Annotated in this window: 16 protein-coding genes and 1 riboswitch; of the genes, 11 read left to right on the plus strand and 5 right to left on the minus strand. The window is 60.2% G+C overall.

Annotated elements, in window-relative coordinates; genetic code table 11:
- Positions 1-2 precede the first annotated feature (2 nt).
- Positions 3-2,189, plus strand: coding sequence for a PAS domain-containing sensor histidine kinase (locus VOI22_RS11350; protein WP_323796597.1), 2,187 nt, complete (start codon positions 3-5; stop codon positions 2,187-2,189).
- An 84-nt stretch (positions 2,190-2,273) separates the two neighbouring features.
- Here the strand turns inward: VOI22_RS11350 and rpoD are convergent, their stop codons facing one another.
- The 3 genes from rpoD to VOI22_RS11365 form a co-directional block, all read right to left on the minus strand.
- Positions 2,274-4,370 (minus strand): RNA polymerase sigma factor RpoD, encoded by a 2,097-nt coding sequence (gene rpoD / locus VOI22_RS11355; RefSeq protein ID WP_323796598.1) that lies wholly within the window; start codon positions 4,368-4,370, stop codon positions 2,274-2,276.
- Positions 4,371-4,429: 59 nt separating this feature from the next.
- Complete coding sequence (gene dnaG / locus VOI22_RS11360) at positions 4,430-6,280, minus strand: DNA primase (RefSeq protein ID WP_323796599.1); 1,851 nt, start codon at positions 6,278-6,280, stop codon at positions 4,430-4,432.
- A 110-nt stretch (positions 6,281-6,390) separates the two neighbouring features.
- Complete coding sequence (locus tag VOI22_RS11365; RefSeq protein ID WP_323796600.1) at positions 6,391-6,846, minus strand: GatB/YqeY domain-containing protein; 456 nt, start codon at positions 6,844-6,846, stop codon at positions 6,391-6,393.
- A 302-nt stretch (positions 6,847-7,148) separates the two neighbouring features.
- Between VOI22_RS11365 and carA the strand changes: the two genes are divergently transcribed.
- From carA to greA, 3 genes are all read left to right on the plus strand, one after another.
- The gene (gene carA / locus VOI22_RS11370) at positions 7,149-8,366 is read left to right on the plus strand and encodes a glutamine-hydrolyzing carbamoyl-phosphate synthase small subunit (protein WP_323796601.1); all 1,218 of its coding nucleotides are present in this window, start codon (positions 7,149-7,151) and stop codon (positions 8,364-8,366) included.
- 8 nt (positions 8,367-8,374) lie between these two features.
- Positions 8,375-11,632, plus strand: a complete 3,258-nt coding sequence (gene carB, locus VOI22_RS11375) for a carbamoyl-phosphate synthase large subunit (RefSeq protein WP_323796602.1) — start codon at positions 8,375-8,377, stop codon at positions 11,630-11,632.
- Positions 11,633-11,730: 98 nt separating this feature from the next.
- Positions 11,731-12,204 carry a transcription elongation factor GreA gene (gene greA, locus VOI22_RS11380; RefSeq protein ID WP_028466504.1) on the plus strand — a complete coding sequence of 158 codons (474 nt, stop codon included), beginning with the start codon at positions 11,731-11,733 and terminating at the stop codon, positions 12,202-12,204.
- 74 nt (positions 12,205-12,278) lie between these two features.
- Here the strand turns inward: greA and VOI22_RS11385 are convergent, their stop codons facing one another.
- A complete protein-coding gene (locus VOI22_RS11385; RefSeq protein ID WP_323796603.1) occupies positions 12,279-15,335 on the minus strand; it encodes a cytochrome P460 family protein in 3,057 nt (1,018 codons plus the stop codon).
- A 158-nt stretch (positions 15,336-15,493) separates the two neighbouring features.
- Positions 15,494-15,571, plus strand: a riboswitch (SAM riboswitch).
- A gap of 151 nt (positions 15,572-15,722) precedes the next feature.
- Here VOI22_RS11385 and metZ point away from each other — a divergent pair.
- From metZ to VOI22_RS11405, 4 genes are all read left to right on the plus strand, one after another.
- On the plus strand, positions 15,723-16,931 hold the full coding sequence (gene metZ, locus VOI22_RS11390) for an O-succinylhomoserine sulfhydrylase (protein WP_323796604.1): 1,209 nt from the start codon (positions 15,723-15,725) through the stop codon (positions 16,929-16,931).
- 94 nt (positions 16,932-17,025) lie between these two features.
- Positions 17,026-17,556: a PAS domain-containing protein gene (locus tag VOI22_RS11395; RefSeq protein ID WP_323796605.1), complete on the plus strand. Its 531-nt coding sequence runs from the start codon at positions 17,026-17,028 to the stop codon at positions 17,554-17,556.
- 86 nt (positions 17,557-17,642) lie between these two features.
- The gene (locus VOI22_RS11400; protein ID WP_323796606.1) at positions 17,643-18,170 is read left to right on the plus strand and encodes a PAS domain-containing protein; all 528 of its coding nucleotides are present in this window, start codon (positions 17,643-17,645) and stop codon (positions 18,168-18,170) included.
- Complete coding sequence (locus VOI22_RS11405; protein WP_323796607.1) at positions 18,167-18,643, plus strand: GNAT family N-acetyltransferase; 477 nt, start codon at positions 18,167-18,169, stop codon at positions 18,641-18,643. The genes VOI22_RS11400 and VOI22_RS11405 overlap by 4 nt, the downstream gene beginning before the upstream one ends.
- 19 nt (positions 18,644-18,662) lie before the next feature.
- Here the strand turns inward: VOI22_RS11405 and VOI22_RS11410 are convergent, their stop codons facing one another.
- On the minus strand, positions 18,663-19,643 hold the full coding sequence (locus tag VOI22_RS11410; protein ID WP_323796608.1) for a mitochondrial fission ELM1 family protein: 981 nt from the start codon (positions 19,641-19,643) through the stop codon (positions 18,663-18,665).
- Between the two features lie 152 nt (positions 19,644-19,795).
- On the opposite strand from VOI22_RS11410, the gene VOI22_RS11415 reads away from it, so the two are divergent.
- The 3 genes from VOI22_RS11415 (at position 19,796) to VOI22_RS11425 (ending at position 21,498) form a co-directional block, all read left to right on the plus strand.
- Positions 19,796-20,305: an Lrp/AsnC family transcriptional regulator gene (locus tag VOI22_RS11415; RefSeq protein WP_323796609.1), complete on the plus strand. Its 510-nt coding sequence runs from the start codon at positions 19,796-19,798 to the stop codon at positions 20,303-20,305.
- A gap of 78 nt (positions 20,306-20,383) precedes the next feature.
- Positions 20,384-20,827, plus strand: coding sequence for a D-aminoacyl-tRNA deacylase (dtd, locus tag VOI22_RS11420; protein WP_323796610.1), 444 nt, complete (start codon positions 20,384-20,386; stop codon positions 20,825-20,827).
- The gene (locus VOI22_RS11425) at positions 20,824-21,498 is read left to right on the plus strand and encodes a hypothetical protein (RefSeq protein ID WP_323796611.1); all 675 of its coding nucleotides are present in this window, start codon (positions 20,824-20,826) and stop codon (positions 21,496-21,498) included. The genes dtd and VOI22_RS11425 overlap by 4 nt, the downstream gene beginning before the upstream one ends.
- The last annotated feature ends 5 nt before the right edge of the window (positions 21,499-21,503 follow it).

The raw sequence follows: 21,503 nt of genomic DNA on the forward strand, positions 1-21,503 counted from the left end.
TCTTGACGCGTCACGACTTCCGCTATTCGACGATCATCGCCGCGGCTTCTTTCGGGGCGATGCTGGCTATTTCCGCCATCGTTGTCTGGCTTGGCTTTTGGTTCGCGAGCCAGACACTTGATGCTGAACTGGAGCGACGTCACCAGCATTACCACCGTTTCACGGAACTCCACTTCCGAACCCAGCTCGGACATCTGGAGAATTTTCTCCGTGTTCTGTCCCACAATGGCGTGCTGGTGAGTCGGCTGAGAGAAGGAAATTACAGCGCAGTCGAGGAACTTCTCGGCAACGCCTTCTTCGAGCTGGACAGCGGCGTGCTCGATATTCTTTTCGTGGATCCCGGCGGAAACGAACGGATCATCGATGTCAGCTCAAGTCCTTATAACAGCGCCTCAATTGTCCGGGACGCCGCGGCATTTCCTCTGTCCGGAGGCCCGCGTTTAATAACGAGCCAAGCGGCTGACGGTACGATGATTGCCGCCTTTGTCAGTGGCCTGCAAATCATCGATCCGACAAGCCGGGCCGTCACAGGAAGACTATTCGGCGGTGTTATCCTGAATGATAATTCGCGCGTCCTGCGCGATCTTCTGGACGACACGGACCTGAAAGCCGTCGCGCTGCTGGTTGACGGCAAGACGGTCTCTGGAATCTCGACCTATGACGAGACCAGTGGGGCGAGGACCGATGGGGCTGAAAGCGGTATTGCCACAACTGGGACAAAAACCACCATATCTTTTTCGGTTACGGCTGATGGCCCGGGGACAGTTATCGAAGCGGTCCGTGCAGCAAGTCCGATTGCAGACCTCCAGGCCACCTATCTCCGGCTGCTCCCCATCGTTATCGGTTTGATCATCGTTCTGGCCGCCATGCTCAGCGGGTTCATCAGGCTGGTGACCATGCGCTCGCTTTCCAAGCTGTCGCATTATGCCGACGCCGTCGCGGCCACGATCGAGGGCGGTAGCCATATCCCGCAATTCCAATCGGGTCCAATACGCGAATTCAACAGCCTCGGCGATACCATCGAACGGGTTTTCACTGCGTTCAGGGAAAGCGAATTTCGCGCGGAATCGGTCATCGATCGGGCACCGGCAGCGATTTTCGCCAAGGATCTGGACGGTCGTTACATCATCGCCAATGCCGAATTCCTGTCCGTATTCAATCTCCGCAAGGATCAAGTGATCGGAGGGTCTAACGAGGAGCTGTTTCCGGATGAATTCGTCCAGGAGATCAAGGCGTTCGAGACTTCGGCGGCGGAACGCGAAGACGGAACTGCGGTCGAACTCACCGCGCCGACGGCTCACGGAGAAAGGGCCTTCCTCGGTGTTATTTTCCCGCTTCGGGAGGATACCGGGGCTATCTATGCCTATTGCACAATTCTCGCGGATATTACGGAACGCAAGAAGGCCGAGATCGGCCTCCGGCATGCCAAGGAAGAGGCGGAATTCGCCAACTCCGCAAAAACCAGTTTTCTTGCCGGCGTGAGCCACGAACTCCGCACCCCCCTGAACGCGATCATCGGGTTTTCCGAGATGATCGTGAAAGAAGTGCTTGGGAAGATCGAAAACCGGAACTATGTCGAATATGCGGAGCATATCCAATCGAGCGGCACTCACCTCCTGAGCCTGATCGGCGACGTGCTTGATCTCTCGGTCATCGAGGCGCGCGGAGAAGCGGTGAGCGATGAACCCCTCAATATCGAACAATTAGGCGATGACTGTGTGCGAATGGTTGCCGACCAAGCAAGTTCCGCCGGTATCGACATCATCACCGACATCAACCTGCAAGGCCGCGCTCTCAGGGCCGATGCGCGGCGTATACGGCAAATCCTCATCAATCTTCTGACCAACGCGGTGAAATTCACGCCCCCAGGCGGGCGCATCGAACTATCCGGTCATCTGCAAGAAGATGGGCGCATCCGGCTGACAGTCACCGACACTGGCTTCGGCATGGACGAGGCCACCAAAGCTCATGCCTTCGAGCCGTTCATGCAGGGTAGTTCAAGCATGGTGCGTAAGGCTGAAGGAGCGGGCCTCGGGCTGGCTCTGGTCAAAAGGCTGACGGAACTGCACGACGCGAAACTGGACTGCATCAGCGCACCTGATGAAGGCACGACGATCTCGATCCTCTTCCCGGCAAATCGATCTGTCGCGGCTCCGCCATACCAATCCGTTTTGGAAGTCGGGCAATGAAAAAGGCGGCGCCTTAACGGCACCGCCTTCTCAAATAACCTTTGGGTCGTCCACCCGATAATATAGTCCAGCAAGGTCGGGAGTTTAGTAGTCCAGGAAGCTCCGGAGTTTCCGGGACCGGCTCGGATGCTTCAGCTTGCGGAGCGCCTTCGCCTCGATCTGACGAATACGCTCACGGGTCACGCTGAACTGCTGGCCCACTTCCTCAAGCGTATGGTCGGTGTTCATACCGATGCCGAAGCGCATGCGCAGCACACGCTCTTCACGCGGGGTCAGGCTGGCGAGCACACGGGTTGTGGTCTCGCGCAGGTTCGCCTGGATCGCCGCATCGAGCGGCTGCACCGCGTTCTTGTCCTCGATGAAGTCACCGAGATGGCTGTCTTCCTCGTCGCCGATCGGCGTCTCGAGGCTGATCGGCTCCTTGGCGATCTTCAGGACCTTGCGGACCTTCTCCAACGGCATGACCAGCTTCTCGGCCAGCTCTTCCGGGGTCGGCTCGCGGCCGATCTCGTGCAGCATCTGACGTGAGGTGCGGACCAGCTTGTTAATGGTCTCGATCATGTGGACCGGGATACGGATGGTCCGCGCCTGGTCGGCAATCGACCGGGTGATAGCCTGCCGGATCCACCAGGTGGCGTAGGTCGAGAACTTGTAGCCGCGGCGATATTCGAACTTATCGACGGCCTTCATCAGGCCGATATTGCCTTCCTGAATGAGATCCAGGAACTGCAGGCCACGGTTGGTATATTTCTTGGCGATGGAGATCACGAGACGCAGGTTCGCCTCGACCATTTCCTTCTTCGCCCGGCTTGCCTCGCGCTCGCCCTTCTGCACCGTCTGAACGATCCGGCGGAATTCGCCGATCGGCAGGCCTGCATCCTCGGACACGGCGGACATGCCATCGCGCAGCTTGGCAATTTCAAGCTCGTTACGCTCGACGAACTTCGCCCAGCCCTTGCCGGACAGATCGCCAACGCGGTCGGACCAGTCGGGAGCCAGCTCGTTGCCGAAATGCTCTTTCAGGAAAACGGCGCGGTCGACCCCGGCCTTTTCCGCCATCTTCAGCATGCGCATATCCATGCCGGTGAGATGACGATTGAGGCTATAGAGCTGCTCTACAAGCGCTTCGATACGGCCGTTATTGAGCCGCACGCCCTCCATCAGATCGACCAGTTCTTCGCGCAGCTTCTCGTAACGGCGTTCGCTCTGGGCGGTCAGTTCCTCACCCTTCTGCAGGCGCTGCAGGCGCTTGTCCTGAACCTTCTTCATCTTGCCGTAGGTCTCGGCAATCTTGTCGAAAGTTTCGAGCACCTGAGGCGTCAGGGCCGCTTCCATGGCGGAAAGAGACATATTGTTCTCTTCGGCATCATCATCGTCGTCGTCGTCATCAGATGTGTCGCCGGAAGCGCGTTCCTCATCGGACTTGACCACGCCGTCATCGGCCTCGTCGTCCTCGGACTCTGTATCCTCCGACTTGGCGTCAGCGGACTTGGTATCGTCTTCGTCGCTCTCGCCGTCTTCAGCTTTTCCAACGCTGGTGGCAGCGTTGGCGTTGATCACAGCGTTGGCGTTCGCGTTGGCGTTCGCAGCATTCTCCTTCGCCTTCGCGCCTTCCGGGGTAGCGCCATAGGTCGCATCAAGATCAATGACGTCGCGCAGGAGAACCTTCTCCTCCTTCAGCGCGTCACGCCACTGGATCAATGCCTTGATGGTCAGCGGGCTCTCACAGATGCCGCCGATCATCATCTCGCGGCCGGCCTCGATCCGCTTGGCGATGGCAATTTCGCCTTCGCGCGACAGCAGCTCGACGCTGCCCATCTCGCGCAGATACATCCGGACCGGATCGTCCGTGCGGCCTACATCGTCATCGGCGACGTTGCCGGCCACTGCCTTCTCATCTTCGGCCTTGGGCTCCGGGCCGCTGTCTTCCTGTTCCTCATTCTCGACGACATTGACGCCCATCTCGCTCAGAGCGGACATCACATCCTCGATCTGTTCAGAGGACATCTCCTCCTGGGGCAGTGCCGCGTTCACCTCGTCATAGGTGAGGTAGCCGCGCTCCTTGCCCTTTTTGATCAGGTTTTTGACAGTCTGATTGACATTGTCGATCAGCGGGCCGTCCGCGTTATTCTCTTCGCGGTCCCGGTTCTCGTCTTCGTTCGCCAGCGATTGCTTCGCCATTCGTTCGTCGACCTCTCCAAATGCGCCATCGCCCCAACCGGGGGCGACCCGCCGTTATCTTATGACCGACCCATGTCGGTCTCTTCGAGTGCGGAGCTGGAATTCAGGGAAGCCAGCGCCGATCTTAGGGACGCCAATCGGTTCCAACTCGCCTCGCTAAATTCTTCCGCCACGGCCCGCTCGGCATCGGCCAGCTGTGCCTCAAGCTGAGGCTTTCCGATGCGAGCCAGTAATTCAGTCAGTCCCGCGCGTGCCTGAACAAGCGTCGCGCTGCGCCGCGCGAAAGCCGCGTGGCCCAATGTCTCCCCACCAAGAAGCCCGTTGCAGGCATCCGACAACCCCAACCGCGTCAAATGGGAGATTAACCCGTCAGTGTCAAGACCCGAATCGGCGAGCGCAATCTCTATGATCTGCTGCCGCAGCTTGTCAAGGAAGGGATCGGCGAAGGAAAGCGCGCCCACAGTCTCGCCAAGTTCGTCAATCAGGCCCGGGTGATTGATCAGGGCTGCGAGCACGATTTGCTGCTGCCGGTTCGCCATCACCGCCGGAATATTCGAGCGGTTCCCCTGGATAAAAGTCGTATTCTGATTGGACGGTTTGTATCCGCGTTTATCGCCGCGCTTAAAATTACTGTTCTCCCGACCCGCACGCCGCATCTCGCGGATCCGGTTCTCGACCATGTCGGCATAGCTTTCCTGAACCGTGCGCTCACCGATTTCCTTGATACGGGCCCGCATCCGGGTCTGAAAATCGGCAATCCGCTCCGGCGTGGTCACCGGCTGGGCCGTCAACTCCTGACGCCAGATGAAATCAGACAGCGGCACTGCCGCATCCAGCACATCCCGCATCGCCTTGGAGCCGTGCCTGCTGATCAGGTCGTCAGGGTCCTGCCCCTGGGGCAATGTGACGAAGCGCAGTGAGTGACCCGGCTTCAGCATCGGCAATGCCCGGTCGGCGGCGCGGGCGGCGGCGCGCATGCCGGCGGTATCCCCGTCGAAACAGACGATCGGTTCGTTCGCCAGCTTCCAGAGCTCGGCGATCTGGTCCTCGGTCAAGGCCGTGCCAAGCGGCGCAACGGCTTGCGGGAAGCCGCCCTGCGACAGCGCGATCACGTCCATATAGCCTTCGGCGACAATGATCTCTTCCGATTTGCGGGCCGCCTCGCGCGCCTGCGCGAGTCCATAGAGTACGCGCCCCTTGTGGAAGACCGGCGTGTCTGGAGAGTTCAGATACTTCGGCTGCCCGTCCCCCAGGATGCGACCACCGAAGGCGATGACCCGGCCGCGCCGGTCGGTGATCGGAAACATCACCCGGCCACGGAAATAATCATAGGCATCGCCGCCGCCTTCCGGCTTGCGCAGCAATCCGGCCTCGACCAGCAAGGCCTCGTCAATGCCTTCAGCCTTCATCGACTGGGTCATCGCCGTACGGCTGTCCGGGGCCCAGCCAAGGCGGAAATGTCCGATGGTCTTGGGCGACAAGCCACGCCCTCGCAGATAATCGAGTGCTTCCGCACCGCCCGGCCCGGCCAATTTCTGCTCGAACCAGTTACAGGCATGCTCAAGAACTTCGTGCAGGGTGTTACGCTGCTTCGATCTTTCCCGCTCGGCAGGGGTTTCCTTGGGCACTTCGAGGCCGGCCATTTCCGCCAGCTTCTCGACCGCCTCGGGAAAGGCCATGCCTTCGTTCTCCATGACAAACTTGATGATGTCGCCATGCGCCCCACAGGCGAAGCAGTGATAGAAGTTCTTGTCATCGACGACATTCATCGACGGCTTGCTGTCGGTATGAAAAGGGCAGAGTCCAATGAACTCGCGCCCGCGCCGCTGCAAGGTCACACGTCTTCCGACGACCTCGGAGACCGGCAGTCGGGTCCTCAATTCATCAAGGAATTGCGGCGGAAAGCTCATCGCACACAGCACATTGTTCTGCCCTCGCGGAGCGGGTCAGGAATAGTGAACCTCGGAGGCGTTCCGGTCAAAAACAATCCCGGATCGAGATTTCTCAGGAAAATATCAGGTTAGGCGAGCTTTTGCCGGACGAGGCCGCTGGCCTTGGAGAAATCCATGCGGCCCGCATATTTCTCTTTCAGGGCCGCCATGGTGCGCCCCATATCCTTCAGCTCGCGGGCACCGATTTCCTGAAGCACGGATTCGACAGCTTCGGTAATCTCGTCGTCGCTCAACTGCTGCGGCATGAAACGGCGGATGACTTCCATCTCGGCTTTTTCCTGCTCGGCAAGCTCCAACCGGCCACCTTCTTCATACATCCGGATGGACTCGGTCCGCTGCTTAAGCATGGTCTGCAGCATGGCCAGGATTTCATCGTCGCCAATGCCGTCTGGCTGACCGCTTGTACGGCCGGCGATATCGCGGTCTTTCAAAGCAGCCAAAATCAACCGGATGGTGCTGACAGCACACTGTTCCTTGGATTTCAAAGCCTCTTTCAAGGCGTCACTGAATGCGGCGCGCAACATTTTTTCCAAACTACCCCTAGCCTTATTCGCGGCGGGTTTCTGAAAAGACCGGCGCGCGAATTCGCCTACACCATCGACATCGCGGCGCAAAACGCAAGGCACAATTCCTAACTAATTGAATTTATTGAATTATACACAAAACAAGATCCTTGACCTATTGCCCGGCATTCTTTATCAAAGCGCCACCGAAGCGCCCGGCCTGGCCTGAATTGACATTTAAATGTCGAGCAAGCGGAAATCCCATGAGATCCTCCGCGGTTCACGTGTGCCGGAACCGCAGCGATTCACGAGGGATATTCGTAATGGCGCAGCCTGCGACCGCCGATAACGCTAAACCCGACTTCTCCTCCGTCACCAAGCCGGATGGCGCCACCGCCGTTCTGATGCTGGCGGACGGCACCCTGTTCTGGGGCCGAGGATTGGGCGCCGCCACAACCCGCGTCGGCGAAGTCTGTTTCAATACCTCGCTGACCGGCTACCAGGAGATCATGACCGATCCGTCCTACGCCGGTCAGATCATCACCTTCACCTTCCCGCATATCGGCAATGTCGGCGCCAATTCAATGGACGTCGAGACAACCACACCGGCCGCCCTCGGCCTGGTGCTGCGCGCCGATCTGACCGAGCCCTCGAACTATCGTGCCGAACGGCATTTCGACGACTGGCTGAAAAGTTTCGATCTGCCGGGTATCAGCGGCATCGACACACGACGCCTGACCCGGCGCATCCGTGACGGCGGCGCCCCGACCGGCTGCCTCGTGCATGCTCCGGACAGTGTGTTCGATCTCGATGCGCTCTGGCAGACGACGCAGGACTGGCCGGGCCTGGAAGGTATGGACCTGGCGATCCAGGTTTCCTGCCGGCAGACCTATCAGTGGCGCGAAGGCACCTGGGAGTTCGCCCGCAACGGCATCAACGGCGAAGACAGTTTCGAGGCCGAGCCAGAGATCAAGCGTCATGTCGTGGCAGTGGATTTTGGCGCCAAGCGGAACATCCTGCGCAATCTCGCCAGCCTCGGCTGCAAGGTCACCGTCGTTCCGGCAGACGCCAAGGCCGAGGAAATCCTGGCGCATGAGCCTGACGGTATCTTCCTCGCCAACGGCCCGGGCGATCCGGCGGCGACCGGTGCGTATGCGGTCGCAGAAATCAGTAAGCTTGTGGATAGCGGCAAGCCGGTCTTCGGCATCTGCCTTGGCCACCAGATGCTGGCGCTGTCGCTCGGTGCCAAGACCGAAAAGATGCATCAAGGCCATCGCGGCGCGAACCATCCGGTGAAAGACTTGACGACCGGTAAAGTGGAAATCACCTCGCAGAACCACGGCTTCGTCATCAGCGAAGGCAGTCTGCCGGACGGTGTGGAGATCACCCACCGCTCGCTGTTCGACGGTTCGATCGAGGGTATCCGTCTGACGGGCCGCCCGGTCTTCTCCGTGCAGTACCATCCTGAGGCCTCCCCGGGGCCGCGGGACAGCCATTACCTCTTCCAACGGTTTGTCGATCTGATCGACAAGGAAAGCTGAGCGGCGCCATGCCCAAACGTACAGATATCCAGTCCATCATGATCATCGGGGCCGGCCCGATCATCATCGGTCAGGCTTGCGAGTTCGACTATTCCGGCGCACAGGCCTGCAAGGCCCTGAAGGAAGAGGGCTACCGGGTCATCCTGGTAAACTCGAACCCGGCCACGATCATGACCGATCCCGGCCTTGCCGACGCCACCTATATCGAGCCGATAACGCCCGAGATGGTCGCCCGTGTGATCGAGAAAGAGCGCCCGGATGCGCTGCTCCCGACCATGGGTGGACAGACCGCGCTGAATACCGCGATCGCGCTCTCCAAGGACGGCACGCTGGACAAGTACAATGTCGAGCTGATCGGCGCCAAGCTGGAAGCCATCGAGAAGGCGGAAGACCGGCTGCTGTTCCGCGACGCAATGGACAAGATCGGTCTCGATTCCCCGCGCTCAAGCCTCGTGCACACGGTCGAGGAAGCGATGGATGCACTATCCCATGTCGGCCTACCGGCCATCATGCGCCCGTCCTTCACCCTTGGCGGCGAAGGCGGCGGTGTCGCCTACAATGTCGAGGAATACGAGCAGATCATTCGCAACGGCCTGCGCGCCTCTCCGGTCAGCTCCGTGCTGGTCGAGGAAAGCGTGCTCGGTTGGAAGGAATACGAGATGGAAGTTGTCCGCGACAAGGCGGACAATTGCATCATCATCTGCTCCATCGAGAACGTCGATCCGATGGGCGTCCATACCGGCGACAGCATCACCGTCGCCCCAGCCCTGACGCTGACCGACAAGGAATATCAGCGGATGCGCGACGCCTCCCTCGCGGTGTTGCGCGAGATCGGTGTCGAGACCGGCGGCTCCAACGTCCAGTTCGCGGTCAATCCGGAGAACGGACGGCTCATCGTCATCGAGATGAACCCGCGCGTCTCCCGCTCCTCCGCGCTGGCGTCCAAGGCAACCGGTTTCCCGATCGCGAAGATCGCGGCGAAGCTGGCTGTCGGTTACCTGCTTGACGAGCTCAGCAACGACATCACCGGCGGCGCGACGCCGGCGAGCTTCGAGCCGACCATCGACTATGTCGTCACCAAGATCCCGCGCTTCACCTTCGAGAAGTTCCCGAACGCGGTGCCACTGCTGAGCACGGCTATGAAGTCGGTCGGCGAGGCCATGTCCATCGGCCGCAGTTTCCCGGAGAGCCTGCAAAAGGCCCTGCGCTCCATGGAAACCGGCCTGACTGGCCTCAATGAAGTTGATATGCCGGGTGTCGGCAGCGACGGCGTTGATCAACAGCGGGTCCTTGCGGCGCTCAGCGAACAGACGCCGGACCGGCTGCTGCGCGTGGCCCAGGCCTTCCGGGCAGGTCTCTCGCTGCAGGAAATCCAGAATGCCAGCCACTTCGATCCGTGGTTCCTGCGTCATATCGAAGAAATCGTGGCCGTCGAGGCGGAGGTTCGCGAAGCCGGCCTGCCGACCCATGCGAAGGATTTCGCCCGGCTGAAGCAAATGGGCTTCTCCGACGCCCGGCTCGGCGAGCTGACAGGCACGGAAGAGGCCGACGTGACGGCGGCCCGCCACGCACTGGATATCCGCCCGGTCTACAAGCGCATCGATACCTGCGCCGGCGAATTCCCGTCCCCCACGCCCTACATGTATTCCTGCTACGAGAGCAATGGCTACGAAGCCCCAGAATGCGAGTCCGATCCGACCGATGCCGAGAAAATCGTCATCCTGGGTGGCGGGCCGAACCGGATCGGTCAGGGCATCGAGTTCGACTATTGCTGCGTCCATGCCGCCTACGCGCTGTCCGAGGCCGGGTACGAGACCATCATGGTCAACTGCAACCCGGAAACCGTCTCGACCGACTACGACACGTCCGACCGGCTCTATTTCGAGCCGCTGACCGCGGAGGACGTGATTGAGCTGGTCCGCAAGGAACAGTCCAACGGAACGGTGAAAGGCGTCATCGTGCAGCTCGGCGGGCAAACCCCGCTGAAGCTCTCCCAGGCACTTGAAGATGCCGGAATTCCGATCCTCGGCACATCGCCGGACGCTATCGATCTCGCCGAGGACCGGAAACGGTTCCAGGCGCTGCTGAACGATCTCGGCCTGCGTCAGCCAGCAAACGGCACCGCCTTTACCGTCGAGCAGGCAGAGGCCATTGCCCGCGAGGTCGGCTATCCGGTTGTCATCCGCCCGTCCTACGTACTGGGTGGCCGCGGCATGGAGATCGTGCATGAGCCGTCGCAGCTCCGCCGTTATATGGAAAAGGCCGTCATCGTATCGGGAAAAAACCCGGTGCTGGTTGACAGCTTCCTGCGCAGCGCCGTCGAGGTAGACGTGGATTGCCTCTCCGATGGCAAACAGGTCTATATCGCTGGCATCATGGAGCATATCGAGGAAGCCGGGATTCATTCCGGCGACAGCGCCTGCTCCCTGCCGCCGCAAAGCCTGCCCGAAACCGTGATCCAGGAGATCCGGCGCCAGGCGACCCTGCTGGCCGAAGGCCTGAAGGTGGTCGGCCTGATGAACACCCAGTTCGCGGTCAAGGACGGTGCGGTCTTCATCCTAGAGGTGAACCCGCGCGCCAGCCGGACCGTGCCGTTCGTCGCCAAGGCGACCGGTGTGCCGATTGCCAAGATCGCCAGCCGCATCATGGCCGGCGAGAAACTGGCCGACTTCCCGCTGCCGACGAAAATGCCGGACCATGTCGCGGTGAAGGAAGCCGTCTTCCCGTTCAACCGGTTCCCCGGCGTCGATGTCATTCTCGGCCCGGAAATGAAATCTACCGGCGAAGTCATGGGCATCGACAAAGATTTCGGCCGCGCCTTCGCCAAGAGCCAGATGGCCGCGAGCACGCATCTGCCGACGTCCGGCACGGTCTTCGTGTCCGTGCGCGACGAAGACAAGGCGGAGATCGTCAAACTCTCTATCGATCTCGCGGAAATGGGCTATCAGCTGCTGGCTACCGAAGGCACGGCGAATGTCCTGAAAGAGGCCGGCTTGCGTGTCGACCGAACCAAGAAAGTGCTCGAGGGCCGGCCGCATATCGTCGACAACATGCTCTCAGGACACGTTGATTTGGTCTTCAACACCACCGGCGGGGCCCAGGCGATCTCGGACAGTTTCAGCTTGCGTCAGACTGCGCTGACCCACAATATTCCATACTATACGACGGTCGAAGGTGCCCGAGCCGCAGTTCAGGCAATGAAAGCGATGCGGGCCGGTCGCCTTGAAGTGGCACCGTTGCAATCCTATCTAAGCGGATCGTTTTGACGGCCGGCGGTAGGACCGGGCGCCACCGGTGACTCTTCCTCGGAAGAGCGGGTCGCCTTTTTTGTAAGCTTTTTGAGTAAGTAACCGAGGTCGGTTTAATGGAAAAAGTCCCGATGACGGCGCAAGGTTTTGATCGCCTCAAGGCCGAGCTGAAGCAGCTTAAGACTGTGGAGCGCTACGAGATCATCAAGGCCATTTCGGAAGCACGCGAACACGGCGATCTTTCAGAGAATGCCGAGTATCATTCCGCACGCGAACGCCAGAGCTTCATCGAAGGCCGCATTCTCGAGCTTGAGGACGCGACCAGCCGCGCCGACGTTATCGACACCGCCAAACTCGGCGGCGAAACGGTAACCTTCGGGACCATTATCAAGGTCGCGGATGAGGATACGGACGAAGAGCAGACCTTCACCATTGTCGGCCCCTACGAGACCGACATTTCGAAGGGCTTTATCTCGACCTCCTCCCCGATCGCACGCGCTCTGATCGGAAAACGGGTCGGAGACAGTGCCGAGGTGGCGACGCCACGCGGCTCGAAAAGCTACGAAATCCTCAGCATTGCCGTGATGTAATTCCGGCGCCTTGCCGCGCACAGAATTGAAGAGAAGAGCCCGGTTCGCCGGGCTCTTCTTCGTTCAGGGTCCCGTTAGTGACCCGCCGGCACGGTGACCGAACCCGTATCGGCGATGGTGAACTTCCAATTCTCGGCCTGCGTACCCGCCAGATTGAGATTCCCGCTGAGGAAATAGAGCCGGTCGCGGTCCTTGCCCTTGGCCGTGCAGAACCGGTCCTGCAGGTAGAAGGGCGGTGTCGCCTGGTAGGATAGCCGGGCGCGGACCGATACGGGCGTGCCCGCAAGCTCGCCCAGCGGGACGGCATAGCTCAGCCTGTCCCCGCCACCGCTCTTGTAGTCCGGATCATCCCCGACACCGAGAGACCCGGCATCCTCGGCCATGTCCGCACCGGCGCCCAGTGCCGCCGCAATCTCCTTGCGCTGTTCGAGCGGAAGATAACCGGTCGGCAGCAGCCTGTTATCCTTCACCTCCGCACAGATCGACAGGAAAGATGTGGTCAGCTGGCCTTCCGGCTTTGCGTCGTGACCGCATTGCGGGTTACTGGAGCCCGGCTTCGGCGTACTGACCAGTTCCTGATAGATCTGCACCTGATCCTGCCGCGTGATGAGCTGGTGGTGCGGCTGGTGCAGGCGTTTTTCGGGCTCGATCCGGGCAGAACAATCGTCCTTCCACCACATCTCGCCCGGCAGGGGTGCGCCATCCGGATCAACGATGCGACCCGCACCGTCCGTATTGCCGGAGGACCAGATCACATTCCCCAGCCGGTCCATGACGTCAAAGGTCACGAATGCCCGGCGGAAGCCGACCCCCGACGGGAACTTGTGCCCGACATGATTGGTGATGGAGACATCCGCCTCAAGAAGCGCCTTGTCAGTGTCTATAGAGACTTTGGTGACCGCAAGATCGGCCGTCGCCTTCGCCGCCTGATCCAGCATCTTCTGCTCGGTATAGATCAACGGGTCCATGCCCTTCTTGCCCATCATCGGGTCCTGGGTCCTGATGCCGAGCACGTCCGGGAATTGCTGGGCCATGCTGGTGAGGAAGACGTTGAGCCCGACCAGCGTGTGCTCGGCAAAGCCCTCGCGCACCGGCAGATCGATTTCATCCGGGCCGCGATTGAATTCGGCCTGCGGGAAATTGGAGAATTCCTGGATGCTCGCGATCCGCGATTTCACCGGCTTCCCGTCCGCTGTCTTCGACGGCATGTGGCAGTCCTGGCAGCTCTTTGAGATAGAGCCCGCACCTTCAGGCAATGGGCCGTCCGGCGAGGTTCCGGTGCGATAGGCACTAAAGGCCCATTCCGGATAGGTCAGCTGCTCATAGACATGACCGACGGTCTTGCCCTCATGCATCACCGGCAGGTGGACCGTGTGACAGGTGCCGCAGGTCTCCGACATGGCGAGGGTTGTGTTATGCGCCGGCTTGTTGCCAAGGGAGTCCACCATCGGCGCTGTCTTCGGGTCCTCGAACGGCCCGAAGATCACCTCCGGACCACCGACCAAAAACGAGCCGGTGAAGGTTTTGGCAAACCCGTCAACGTCCGGATTGAGGAAGGCCTGCCGCTCGACCACGCATTTGTTCTCGGGTCGCTCCTTCACCTCGTCGGAGATGTTTTCGCCGAGCACCATGCGATGACAGGAGGTGCAGGAAATACCGTCCCGGGCCAAAGCCCCGTAATCGGCATATTCGACATGCTCGTTCCTGGCTTTTTCGGATGGCCACGGCGTCGCCTCGACCACTTCGCGGGTGAAGGCTCCGCAGCCAGCCGGGTCCTCACCCTTCGGCATGGTGGCGAACGGCTTGATCTTGCCGGTACTGACATCGATGCCGTACTGACGCTGCCCCAGAATGCCGTGACAGCCGAGGCAGGTGTTCTCGACCAGCTTGGCGTCGGCTTTATGGAAGGTCTGGGTCTCGCTCGCGAGCTGGGCGAAGAAGATCGGATCACGTCCGGCCAGCCCCATCGGGGATGTCCGCCAGGAGCCATAGGGAGAATGGTTCCACATCTTTCCGGCCGCGGCATCCGAGCCGTCGCCATAATCTGGCGACACAGGCTCCGTCATATCGAACTGCAAGCCCGTGCTGCCCGCATCGTGGCAGCCAAGACACTGGCTGGAGGTCAGATATTCGTCATGGATCGTCGGGCCGCCGGCGGCCACAAAGGTTTCGTCATAAGTCTCCGACGGCATCTTCGGGACAGTCGCATAGTCCGGTGCCGCCCCGGGCCCGTTCCACTGGAAGGCCTCTGTGAATGCGGGATTGTAGGCATAGAGAGGTTGTCCCAGCCGTCGGACCTGATCAGTCGGTAATGTGACGACCGGATGGTTCGAGGCCGTGTCCGGCGTCGGGTCCTCGTCCTGATTGAGGAACACCAGCGGATGCCCCGGCTCCCCCTCGATATTCTTCTGCGAGGAGAAGGTCATGTTGTCCCGGGCGGAGGCATGGCAGTTCATGCAGTATTGCGCGAACCCCATATTGACCATCAGGTTGGAGGACTGGTTCGCCGGATAGTCCGGAGCCCAGCCTTTCCAGCCAAACCAGCCCCAGAACCAGCCGTCATGACTTTTCTTGGAATCACGCACCATGATCGCGGCGCCGTGGATGTTCGGGATCAGCTTCTCCGGCTCCACCGCAGAACAGACCGATGCCGGGGAGGAGTACATCTCCTTCACCATGATCGCACCGTCCGGAACGGGCGCCTTGTCCGTGCCCGAATCCTCGTCCGCCGGGGTCCGGTTGTCCTTGATCCAATCGAACATTTCCGGCGAGTACCAGATCACCACCGGCGCATGCGTGCCGTGATAGGTCCCGATCCACTCACCGCCGGTCAGATGCGCCGTCTCTGGTCCGGTATCACGGACAAACTTGTCCCGCACCCAGCCGGACGTCTTGTCGCGATGGCAGAAATTCACGAAATATTCCTGCAGCTTCAATTCGTATTCCCGCAGCGGCAGCGCGGAAGGATCGCGGACGACGGAATCAAGTTTCCGGCACAGTTCAAGATCCGTCGGCAGGACCGGAGCACTCTGCTCTTCCGGGCAGGTCGCGGCAGCAAGACCTGTTCCAAGGCCCAAAAGCAGCGCTGCGGAGACAAAAACATTCTTCAACCGGCAGAACCCAGTCATCATTCTCTCCATGTCTGCATGCTCTGTGGCACGCTTAGAAAAACCTTCTAAGGTAGAGTAACATGTTTTCGTCTCTACCCATGGATAGAGCTGTTTCAAAACTGTTAAAACCCATCCCGTGACGGCCTGGCGCTTGACATGCCCTGCCGCCCTCGTCTATTGCAGAACCCAGCGCCGATTTGAGACTCAGATTGCGGGCGCTTTAAAAATGCGGCTAAAGAGGGATTTCGATCCGTCCGGCACCGCCGCGACGGATTTTTTTGTTTCAGGCTTGGTCCAGCCGATTGGACCCGCGGGATTTGAGGGCAGCTTGCATCCGCGTCACCAAGTGCTAAAGCGCCACGGGGAATGCTCCCGTGGGCCCAATCAGAGACCAAGGAGCAGACGACCATGTCCGACAAAACCAGCCCCGCCTTCACCGAAGCCGCCGACTGGAATCTGGAAACCCGCCTGGTGCGCGGCGGCACCAACCGGTCGGAGTTCGGAGAGACCTCAGAGGCCCTGTTCCTCACGTCTGGCTATGTCTATGACAGCCCGGAATCGGCCGAGGCTCGCTTCAACGGCGAGGAAGACGGTTTCGTTTATTCCCGATACGGCAACCCGACGGTCCAGATGTTCGAGGATCGGATGGCCCTGCTGGAAGACGCCGAGACCTGTTTCGCCACCGCCAGCGGCATGGCCGCAGTCTGGGCAGCCCTGATCTGCCAGCTCAAGACGGGAGATCACGTGGTCGCAGCCCGGGCCCTGTTCGGCTCCTGCCATCACATCGTGACCAAGATCTTCCCGAAGTTCGGGATTGAGGCGACGCTGATCGACGGCACCGACATCGCCCAGTGGCAAAGCGCGGTCAAACCGAACACCAAGGTTTTCTTCTTCGAGACCCCCTCCAACCCGACCCTGGAGATCATCGACATTCCGGCTGTTGTCGCCATCGCCAAGCAGGCCGGTGCACGCGTCGTCGTCGATAACGTCTTCTCGACCCCGATCCTGCAGCAGCCGATCCGCCTCGGCGCCGACATCTCAGTCTATTCCGGCACCAAGCATATCGACGGCCAGGGCCGGACCTTGGGCGGAGCCGTGCTCTGTTCGAAAGAGTTCCGCAAGGATTATCTTGAGCCTTTCATGCGCCATACCGGCGGCTGTCTCAGCCCGTTCAATGCCTGGGTCTTGCTGAAAGGCCTTGAGACTCTCGACCTCCGTGTGCGCCGCCAGTCCGAGAACGCGCAGGCCATCGCCGAATTCCTGGAAAGCCATGCCGCCATCTCGCGGGTCATCTATCCCGGACTCGCCTCCCACCCGCAGCACGCGCTGGCGGCGAAGCAGATGAGCGGCTTCGGCACTCTTGTCTCGTTCGACGTCAAGGGCGGCAAAGAGGCTGCCTTCAAGCTTCTGAACGGCCTCACGATCGTCGATATCTCGAACAATCTCGGCGATACAAAGAGCCTGATCACCCATCCCTACACGACCACACACCGGGCGATGGAAGAGGCCGACCGCCAGGCACTCGGCATCGGTCAAGGTCTGGTCCGGATTTCTGCGGGCATTGAAAGCAAGGGCGATCTGATTGCCGATTTCACAAAGGCACTCGGCAAGTTCTAACGCCCCGCAGTCTAACGAAAAGCTGGATTTTAAAAGGAATTGCCCTACTAATTATATAAAACGCGTAAAAAGCGATACAAATTAGGGGCACACAATGGCCCAATGGGGACGGCAACCTTTCAGTAAAACAGATTTTCTGTTCGCGAAACGGATTGATCTTGAGGATCTGCCCAAGGACTCACTGATCAGAACAGCCTATGCATTCTGGCGGGCTCTGGCTCCGGAGCCATCCCTGCCGGCCCGGAGCGACTTCGACGCGACGGACGTGCCCCGTAAGATCATGCCATGGGTCTTCCTGCATAAAGTGGTGCGCAACGAGAACGGCACCCTCGACTACCGCTGCAAGCTCATGGGAACAAGCGCCGTTGCGACGATCGGTTTCGACCCGACCGGCCACCTGAACACAGAATATTTTTCAACGCCGGAGCTCAGATACCTCAACGAAAGTCTCGACCTAACAGTGCATCAGGCGATACCGACCTTCTGGAAGGCCGGTATCCCGCATGCACGCTACGAGACTGTTGCCGTCTGGCGCGGCATTTTCCCGCTGGCGAGTGACCGGAAAACAGTGAATATGATCCTCGGTATCGGCGAGCCGCGCCGCCTGTCGGGCGATATGAAATAGCATCTCAAAAGTAGCTTTAGCTATAATTTGTACTATTATTGGATTAACGACCCACCGAGATTCGGAAAGCAATCAGGAAGGCACGTATGGGCCATCCCGACCAGTCTGCGATTAAAAGATCTGCATTTCTTTTCCTCAAGCGCATCACGCTGGACGAAGTACCCGAGGATTCGCTCACAAGGACCGCCTACCGGTTCTGGCGTGGACTGGCCGTAGAGCCGACCCTTCCTGCCCGCACCGATTTCAAACCCGAGAACCTTCCGCGGGATGTTCTTCCGTGGATATTCCTGATGGATGTAATAAGGGCGCCTGATGGCGCACTGGACTATTGCTACAGGTTGAACGGAACCAGCAATGTCTCTCTTGTCGGGCGCGATCCGACGCGCCAGCTTGCGTCCAAGGTATTCGAGAAAAGCGACCGCCGGTTCATGCTCGACAGCTTCGACAGAACCGTAGAGGAGAGAACCCCGACCTTCTGGGTTGGCGCCATTCCTCACGACAGGATCGATCAAATCAATATCTGGCGCGGCCTCTTCCCTCTGGCAAGTGACCGGGAAAATGTCGACCAGCTCCTCGGCATCGCCGTGCCCCGCCCCAATGAAATGCAAACATGATAACGGCCCAAAGCGCATTCCGGGTGCGGCAGATAAAGGTCACGGACGCTACTGCCATTGCCGACCTGATAAACCCGATTATCGCGGACGGCAGACTCACTGCCATGACCAAAACCATAACGGGGCCGGATCAGGAGAGCTTCATCCGGACCCTGCCAAACCGATCCGCCTATCTGGCAGCGATTGAAGATGCGACGGACACTTTTCTTGGCGTCCAGGATTGCCTGCCTGACCCCGATCGTCCCACGCAGTGCGACATCAGCACTTTCGTGGATCTGAAAGCGTCCCGCCGGGGTGTCGGCCGAAGCCTCTTCAATGAAATGCTGAAGCAGCTTAAGCGCCTGGGGTTCCGAACGATCCGTGCTGTAATCAGGGAAGAGAACGCGGGCGCCCAGTCCTTCTATCGCGCGCTCGGTTTTATCGAGACAGGAAACCAGAACGGCAAAGTGATTGCGTCTTACAGGCTCGACTGAGCCGCACTCTTGCAAGCCGTTAGCGGCCGCACTGCTTCAGATGGCGCTCCAGCATCGGACACAACGCCTCCGCTACGCTCACGGCATCGTTCAGCGGCTCATACAGAAACGGCTCAACATGCCCGTCGAACGGCCGTGTCAGTTTTCGAGCCCGCAGATTTTGATGGAAAGCGGCAATCCGGCCTGTCGGCACCAACAGATCGGCGACATAGACGCCTTTGCCCGATGAACAGGCTTCGGAGACCATGTTCACCGAGTCGGATGTAACCACAATGGCGTCAGCCGCGCCGATGAAACCGAGATAGGGGTTCTCCCCCTCCCCGTTCCAGAAGCAGGCGGCTGCCTCATTCTGCCCGAGAGCGGAAAGCGCCTGGACCAGCCGCTCCGGCGTCCGCCGGGAGGCCGTGATCATCAAGCCGCAGCCGCTGTCGATCAGCCGCACAAGGTTACCGACAAACCGGTCCACCAGCGCATCCTCGACCTTTTGCCGACGGGTGGCACCGCCGACCGCGACAAGCACGCGCGGCCCCGGCAACGGCTGGACCATATGGCTGAAGCGTTTCGCCTCGGCCCGCAGATCGAGGGTCGCGAGGCTGTTCAGGGAAGCCGTGGTCACGATCACATTATCGCCCCGCGCCGGATCGTGTTCCGGAACGATCAGCGCGTCGAACAACTCCGGATCGATTCGCGGATCCTGGATCTGCACAGCAAAGCTATGGCCGCCCGACCGCGCCTTGACCGAAAGCACAGCGCCCGCATTGCGCCGGCCGCATCCGATGACAAGATCCGGCCAGGGCGGCGTGAGCGGGTCGCCCCCAGCGCTCGACGGAATCATCCGCCAGCTCCCCAGCGCCGGAAAGGCGCGCAGCAGCGGGGAAGGGCGGATACGTTTCATCACGGGCTCAATGCCGAGTGCCCGTGCGAGAGCAATCGACTGCACCTCCATGCCCCGGGTTCCGTCGCTGACGACCCAGGCCGACACATCCACCGGCTGACTCATAGGATGCTCCATCACAATATTTACGCACGAATATGACAAGGAGATGTAATAATCTTGCGCGAACGATCCCACCTGCTTTATTCTGCACTGCAATATCCGGCAAGGGAAACCTTCCGCTGCCGGTCACTCAATCGAACCAGGAGTCATCCGCCATGCGGCGCGTCAAGCTTGACCGTATCGACCGACGCATCCTTCGCGACCTGCAGGACAATGGGCGCATGACCAACGTGGATCTTGCGAACCGGGCCGGTATTTCCGCGCCTCCATGCCTGCGGCGCGTGCGCGCGCTCGAAGAGGCCGGCTTCATTCGCGGCTATCATGCGGACGTCAATCCGGAGGCGCTCGGCTACAAGGTCACGATCTTCGCTTTCGTCGGCCTCAACAGCCAGGCCGAAGACGATCTGGTCGCCTTCGAGGAAATGGTCGAAGACTGGCCCGAGGTGCGCGAGTGCCACATGCTGTCCGGGGAGACCGATTTCCTGCTGAAAGTGGTCGCCAAGGACTGGGACACTTTCCAGAAATTCCTGACCACCCGCCTCACCCCGGCACCGAACGTCTCCCACGTGAAAACCGCCCTCTCCTTCCGCACCCGCAAGCAATTGCCGGGCGTGCCTGTAGAGGTCGAGGTTGAAGACGACGAGGATGACGACGCCGAGGAGTGAGTACAGCCGGCCTTATTCATCCGCTTCTTTCAGGATCGGCCCGTTTCACTTTCGCCCGCATGCAAGGGAACGTCCGGAATGCGCGTACTGCTACAAAGAGTGAGTGAAGCCGCCGTCAGGATCGACGGTGTCATTGTCGGTGAGATCGGCCCCGGTCTTCTGGCCCTGGTGTGCGCCGTCGAGGGCGACGGGCAGGCGGAAGCCGAACGGCTTGCTGTGAAGACCGCGAAACTCAGGATTTTCGAGGACGATGCCGGGAAGATGAACCGCTCCGTCGCCGATATCGGCGGCCGCGTGCTGGTCGTCTCGCAATTCACCCTCGCCGCCGATACCCGAAAGGGCAACCGGCCGAGCTTCATCGGCGCCGCCGCGCCGGATCTGGCGAACTCCCTCGTCGAACATTTCGGCTCATGTCTGAAATCAGCGGGCCTGCCGGTCGAAACCGGTCGGTTTGGGGCAGACATGAAGGTTTCCCTGATCAATGATGGGCCGGTCACGATCTGGCTGGACAGCAGCGCATGATAAACGCCCGAGCCATGGCCGGTCTTGCGGTCACACTTTTTCTCGCAGCGGCCTGCGCCGACCCGCCACCGCCGAGCGGCTCATTCCCGGCGAACCCTCTGCGTGACGATGCCTTGCCACTCACCCTGGTCGATACCGTGCCGACAGGTCAGCGCTGCATTGTGACCGGAGGCAAGAGCCCACCTCTGACCGTCACCACGCCGCGCCTCGTCCCGCTCTATGAATATGGAGACAATCCCGTCATCGACTGCTTCGGGGACGGACTTGTACGGCAGCGTAAAGCCATGCACGTCAACAAAAGCATGCGTCTGGCCGAGCGCATGACTCAGCCGGGAGCCATCGATCTCGCGTTCGCCCCCTATCCAAAGCGCGAAAAAAGCGCCGGGGCCGGAGACTTTCCGGCATGGGTCCGCATCCGGTTGCAGCGAAACAGGTTCGACACTGTCGCTGAACGAGACCAGTACTATGCGGAAGAAGCGCGGTGGATCGCCGCAGCCTGGGATGCCGTCGAAGATCGCCTGAAGCAGGAATGCCAGAGTCGCTTGACCCAGGCGCAGGGCCTTATCCTATTGGATACACAGTGCAAGAAGGCCTTCCGCGCATTGGCGGACCGGCGCGCGGCGGATCGCGCCACAGTCGAAGTAAACCGGCGACAATCCACCATCCGATAAGACCG

It is taken from the genome of Nisaea sp. (assembly GCF_034670185.1).
Lineage (GTDB): Bacteria > Pseudomonadota > Alphaproteobacteria > Thalassobaculales > Thalassobaculaceae > Nisaea.

What these genes read in the sequence shown, in the direction of transcription:
- rpoD (WP_323796598.1), bottom strand. Translation starts at nt 4,370, where the DNA reads ATGGCGAAGCAATCGCTGGCGAACGAAGACGAGAACCGGGACCGCGAA.
- dnaG (WP_323796599.1), bottom strand. Translation starts at nt 6,280, where the DNA reads ATGAGCTTTCCGCCGCAATTCCTTGATGAATTGAGGACCCGACTGCCG.
- VOI22_RS11365 (WP_323796600.1), bottom strand. Translation starts at nt 6,846, where the DNA reads ATGTTGCGCGCCGCATTCAGTGACGCCTTGAAAGAGGCTTTGAAATCC.
- carA (WP_323796601.1), top strand. Translation starts at nt 7,149, where the DNA reads ATGGCGCAGCCTGCGACCGCCGATAACGCTAAACCCGACTTCTCCTCC.
- carB (WP_323796602.1), top strand. Translation starts at nt 8,375, where the DNA reads ATGCCCAAACGTACAGATATCCAGTCCATCATGATCATCGGGGCCGGC.
- greA (WP_028466504.1), top strand. Translation starts at nt 11,731, where the DNA reads ATGGAAAAAGTCCCGATGACGGCGCAAGGTTTTGATCGCCTCAAGGCC.
- VOI22_RS11385 (WP_323796603.1), bottom strand. Translation starts at nt 15,335, where the DNA reads ATGATGACTGGGTTCTGCCGGTTGAAGAATGTTTTTGTCTCCGCAGCG.
- metZ (WP_323796604.1), top strand. Translation starts at nt 15,723, where the DNA reads ATGTCCGACAAAACCAGCCCCGCCTTCACCGAAGCCGCCGACTGGAAT.
- VOI22_RS11395 (WP_323796605.1), top strand. Translation starts at nt 17,026, where the DNA reads ATGGCCCAATGGGGACGGCAACCTTTCAGTAAAACAGATTTTCTGTTC.
- VOI22_RS11400 (WP_323796606.1), top strand. Translation starts at nt 17,643, where the DNA reads ATGGGCCATCCCGACCAGTCTGCGATTAAAAGATCTGCATTTCTTTTC.
- VOI22_RS11405 (WP_323796607.1), top strand. Translation starts at nt 18,167, where the DNA reads ATGATAACGGCCCAAAGCGCATTCCGGGTGCGGCAGATAAAGGTCACG.
- VOI22_RS11410 (WP_323796608.1), bottom strand. Translation starts at nt 19,643, where the DNA reads ATGAGTCAGCCGGTGGATGTGTCGGCCTGGGTCGTCAGCGACGGAACC.
- VOI22_RS11415 (WP_323796609.1), top strand. Translation starts at nt 19,796, where the DNA reads ATGCGGCGCGTCAAGCTTGACCGTATCGACCGACGCATCCTTCGCGAC.
- dtd (WP_323796610.1), top strand. Translation starts at nt 20,384, where the DNA reads ATGCGCGTACTGCTACAAAGAGTGAGTGAAGCCGCCGTCAGGATCGAC.
- VOI22_RS11425 (WP_323796611.1), top strand. Translation starts at nt 20,824, where the DNA reads ATGATAAACGCCCGAGCCATGGCCGGTCTTGCGGTCACACTTTTTCTC.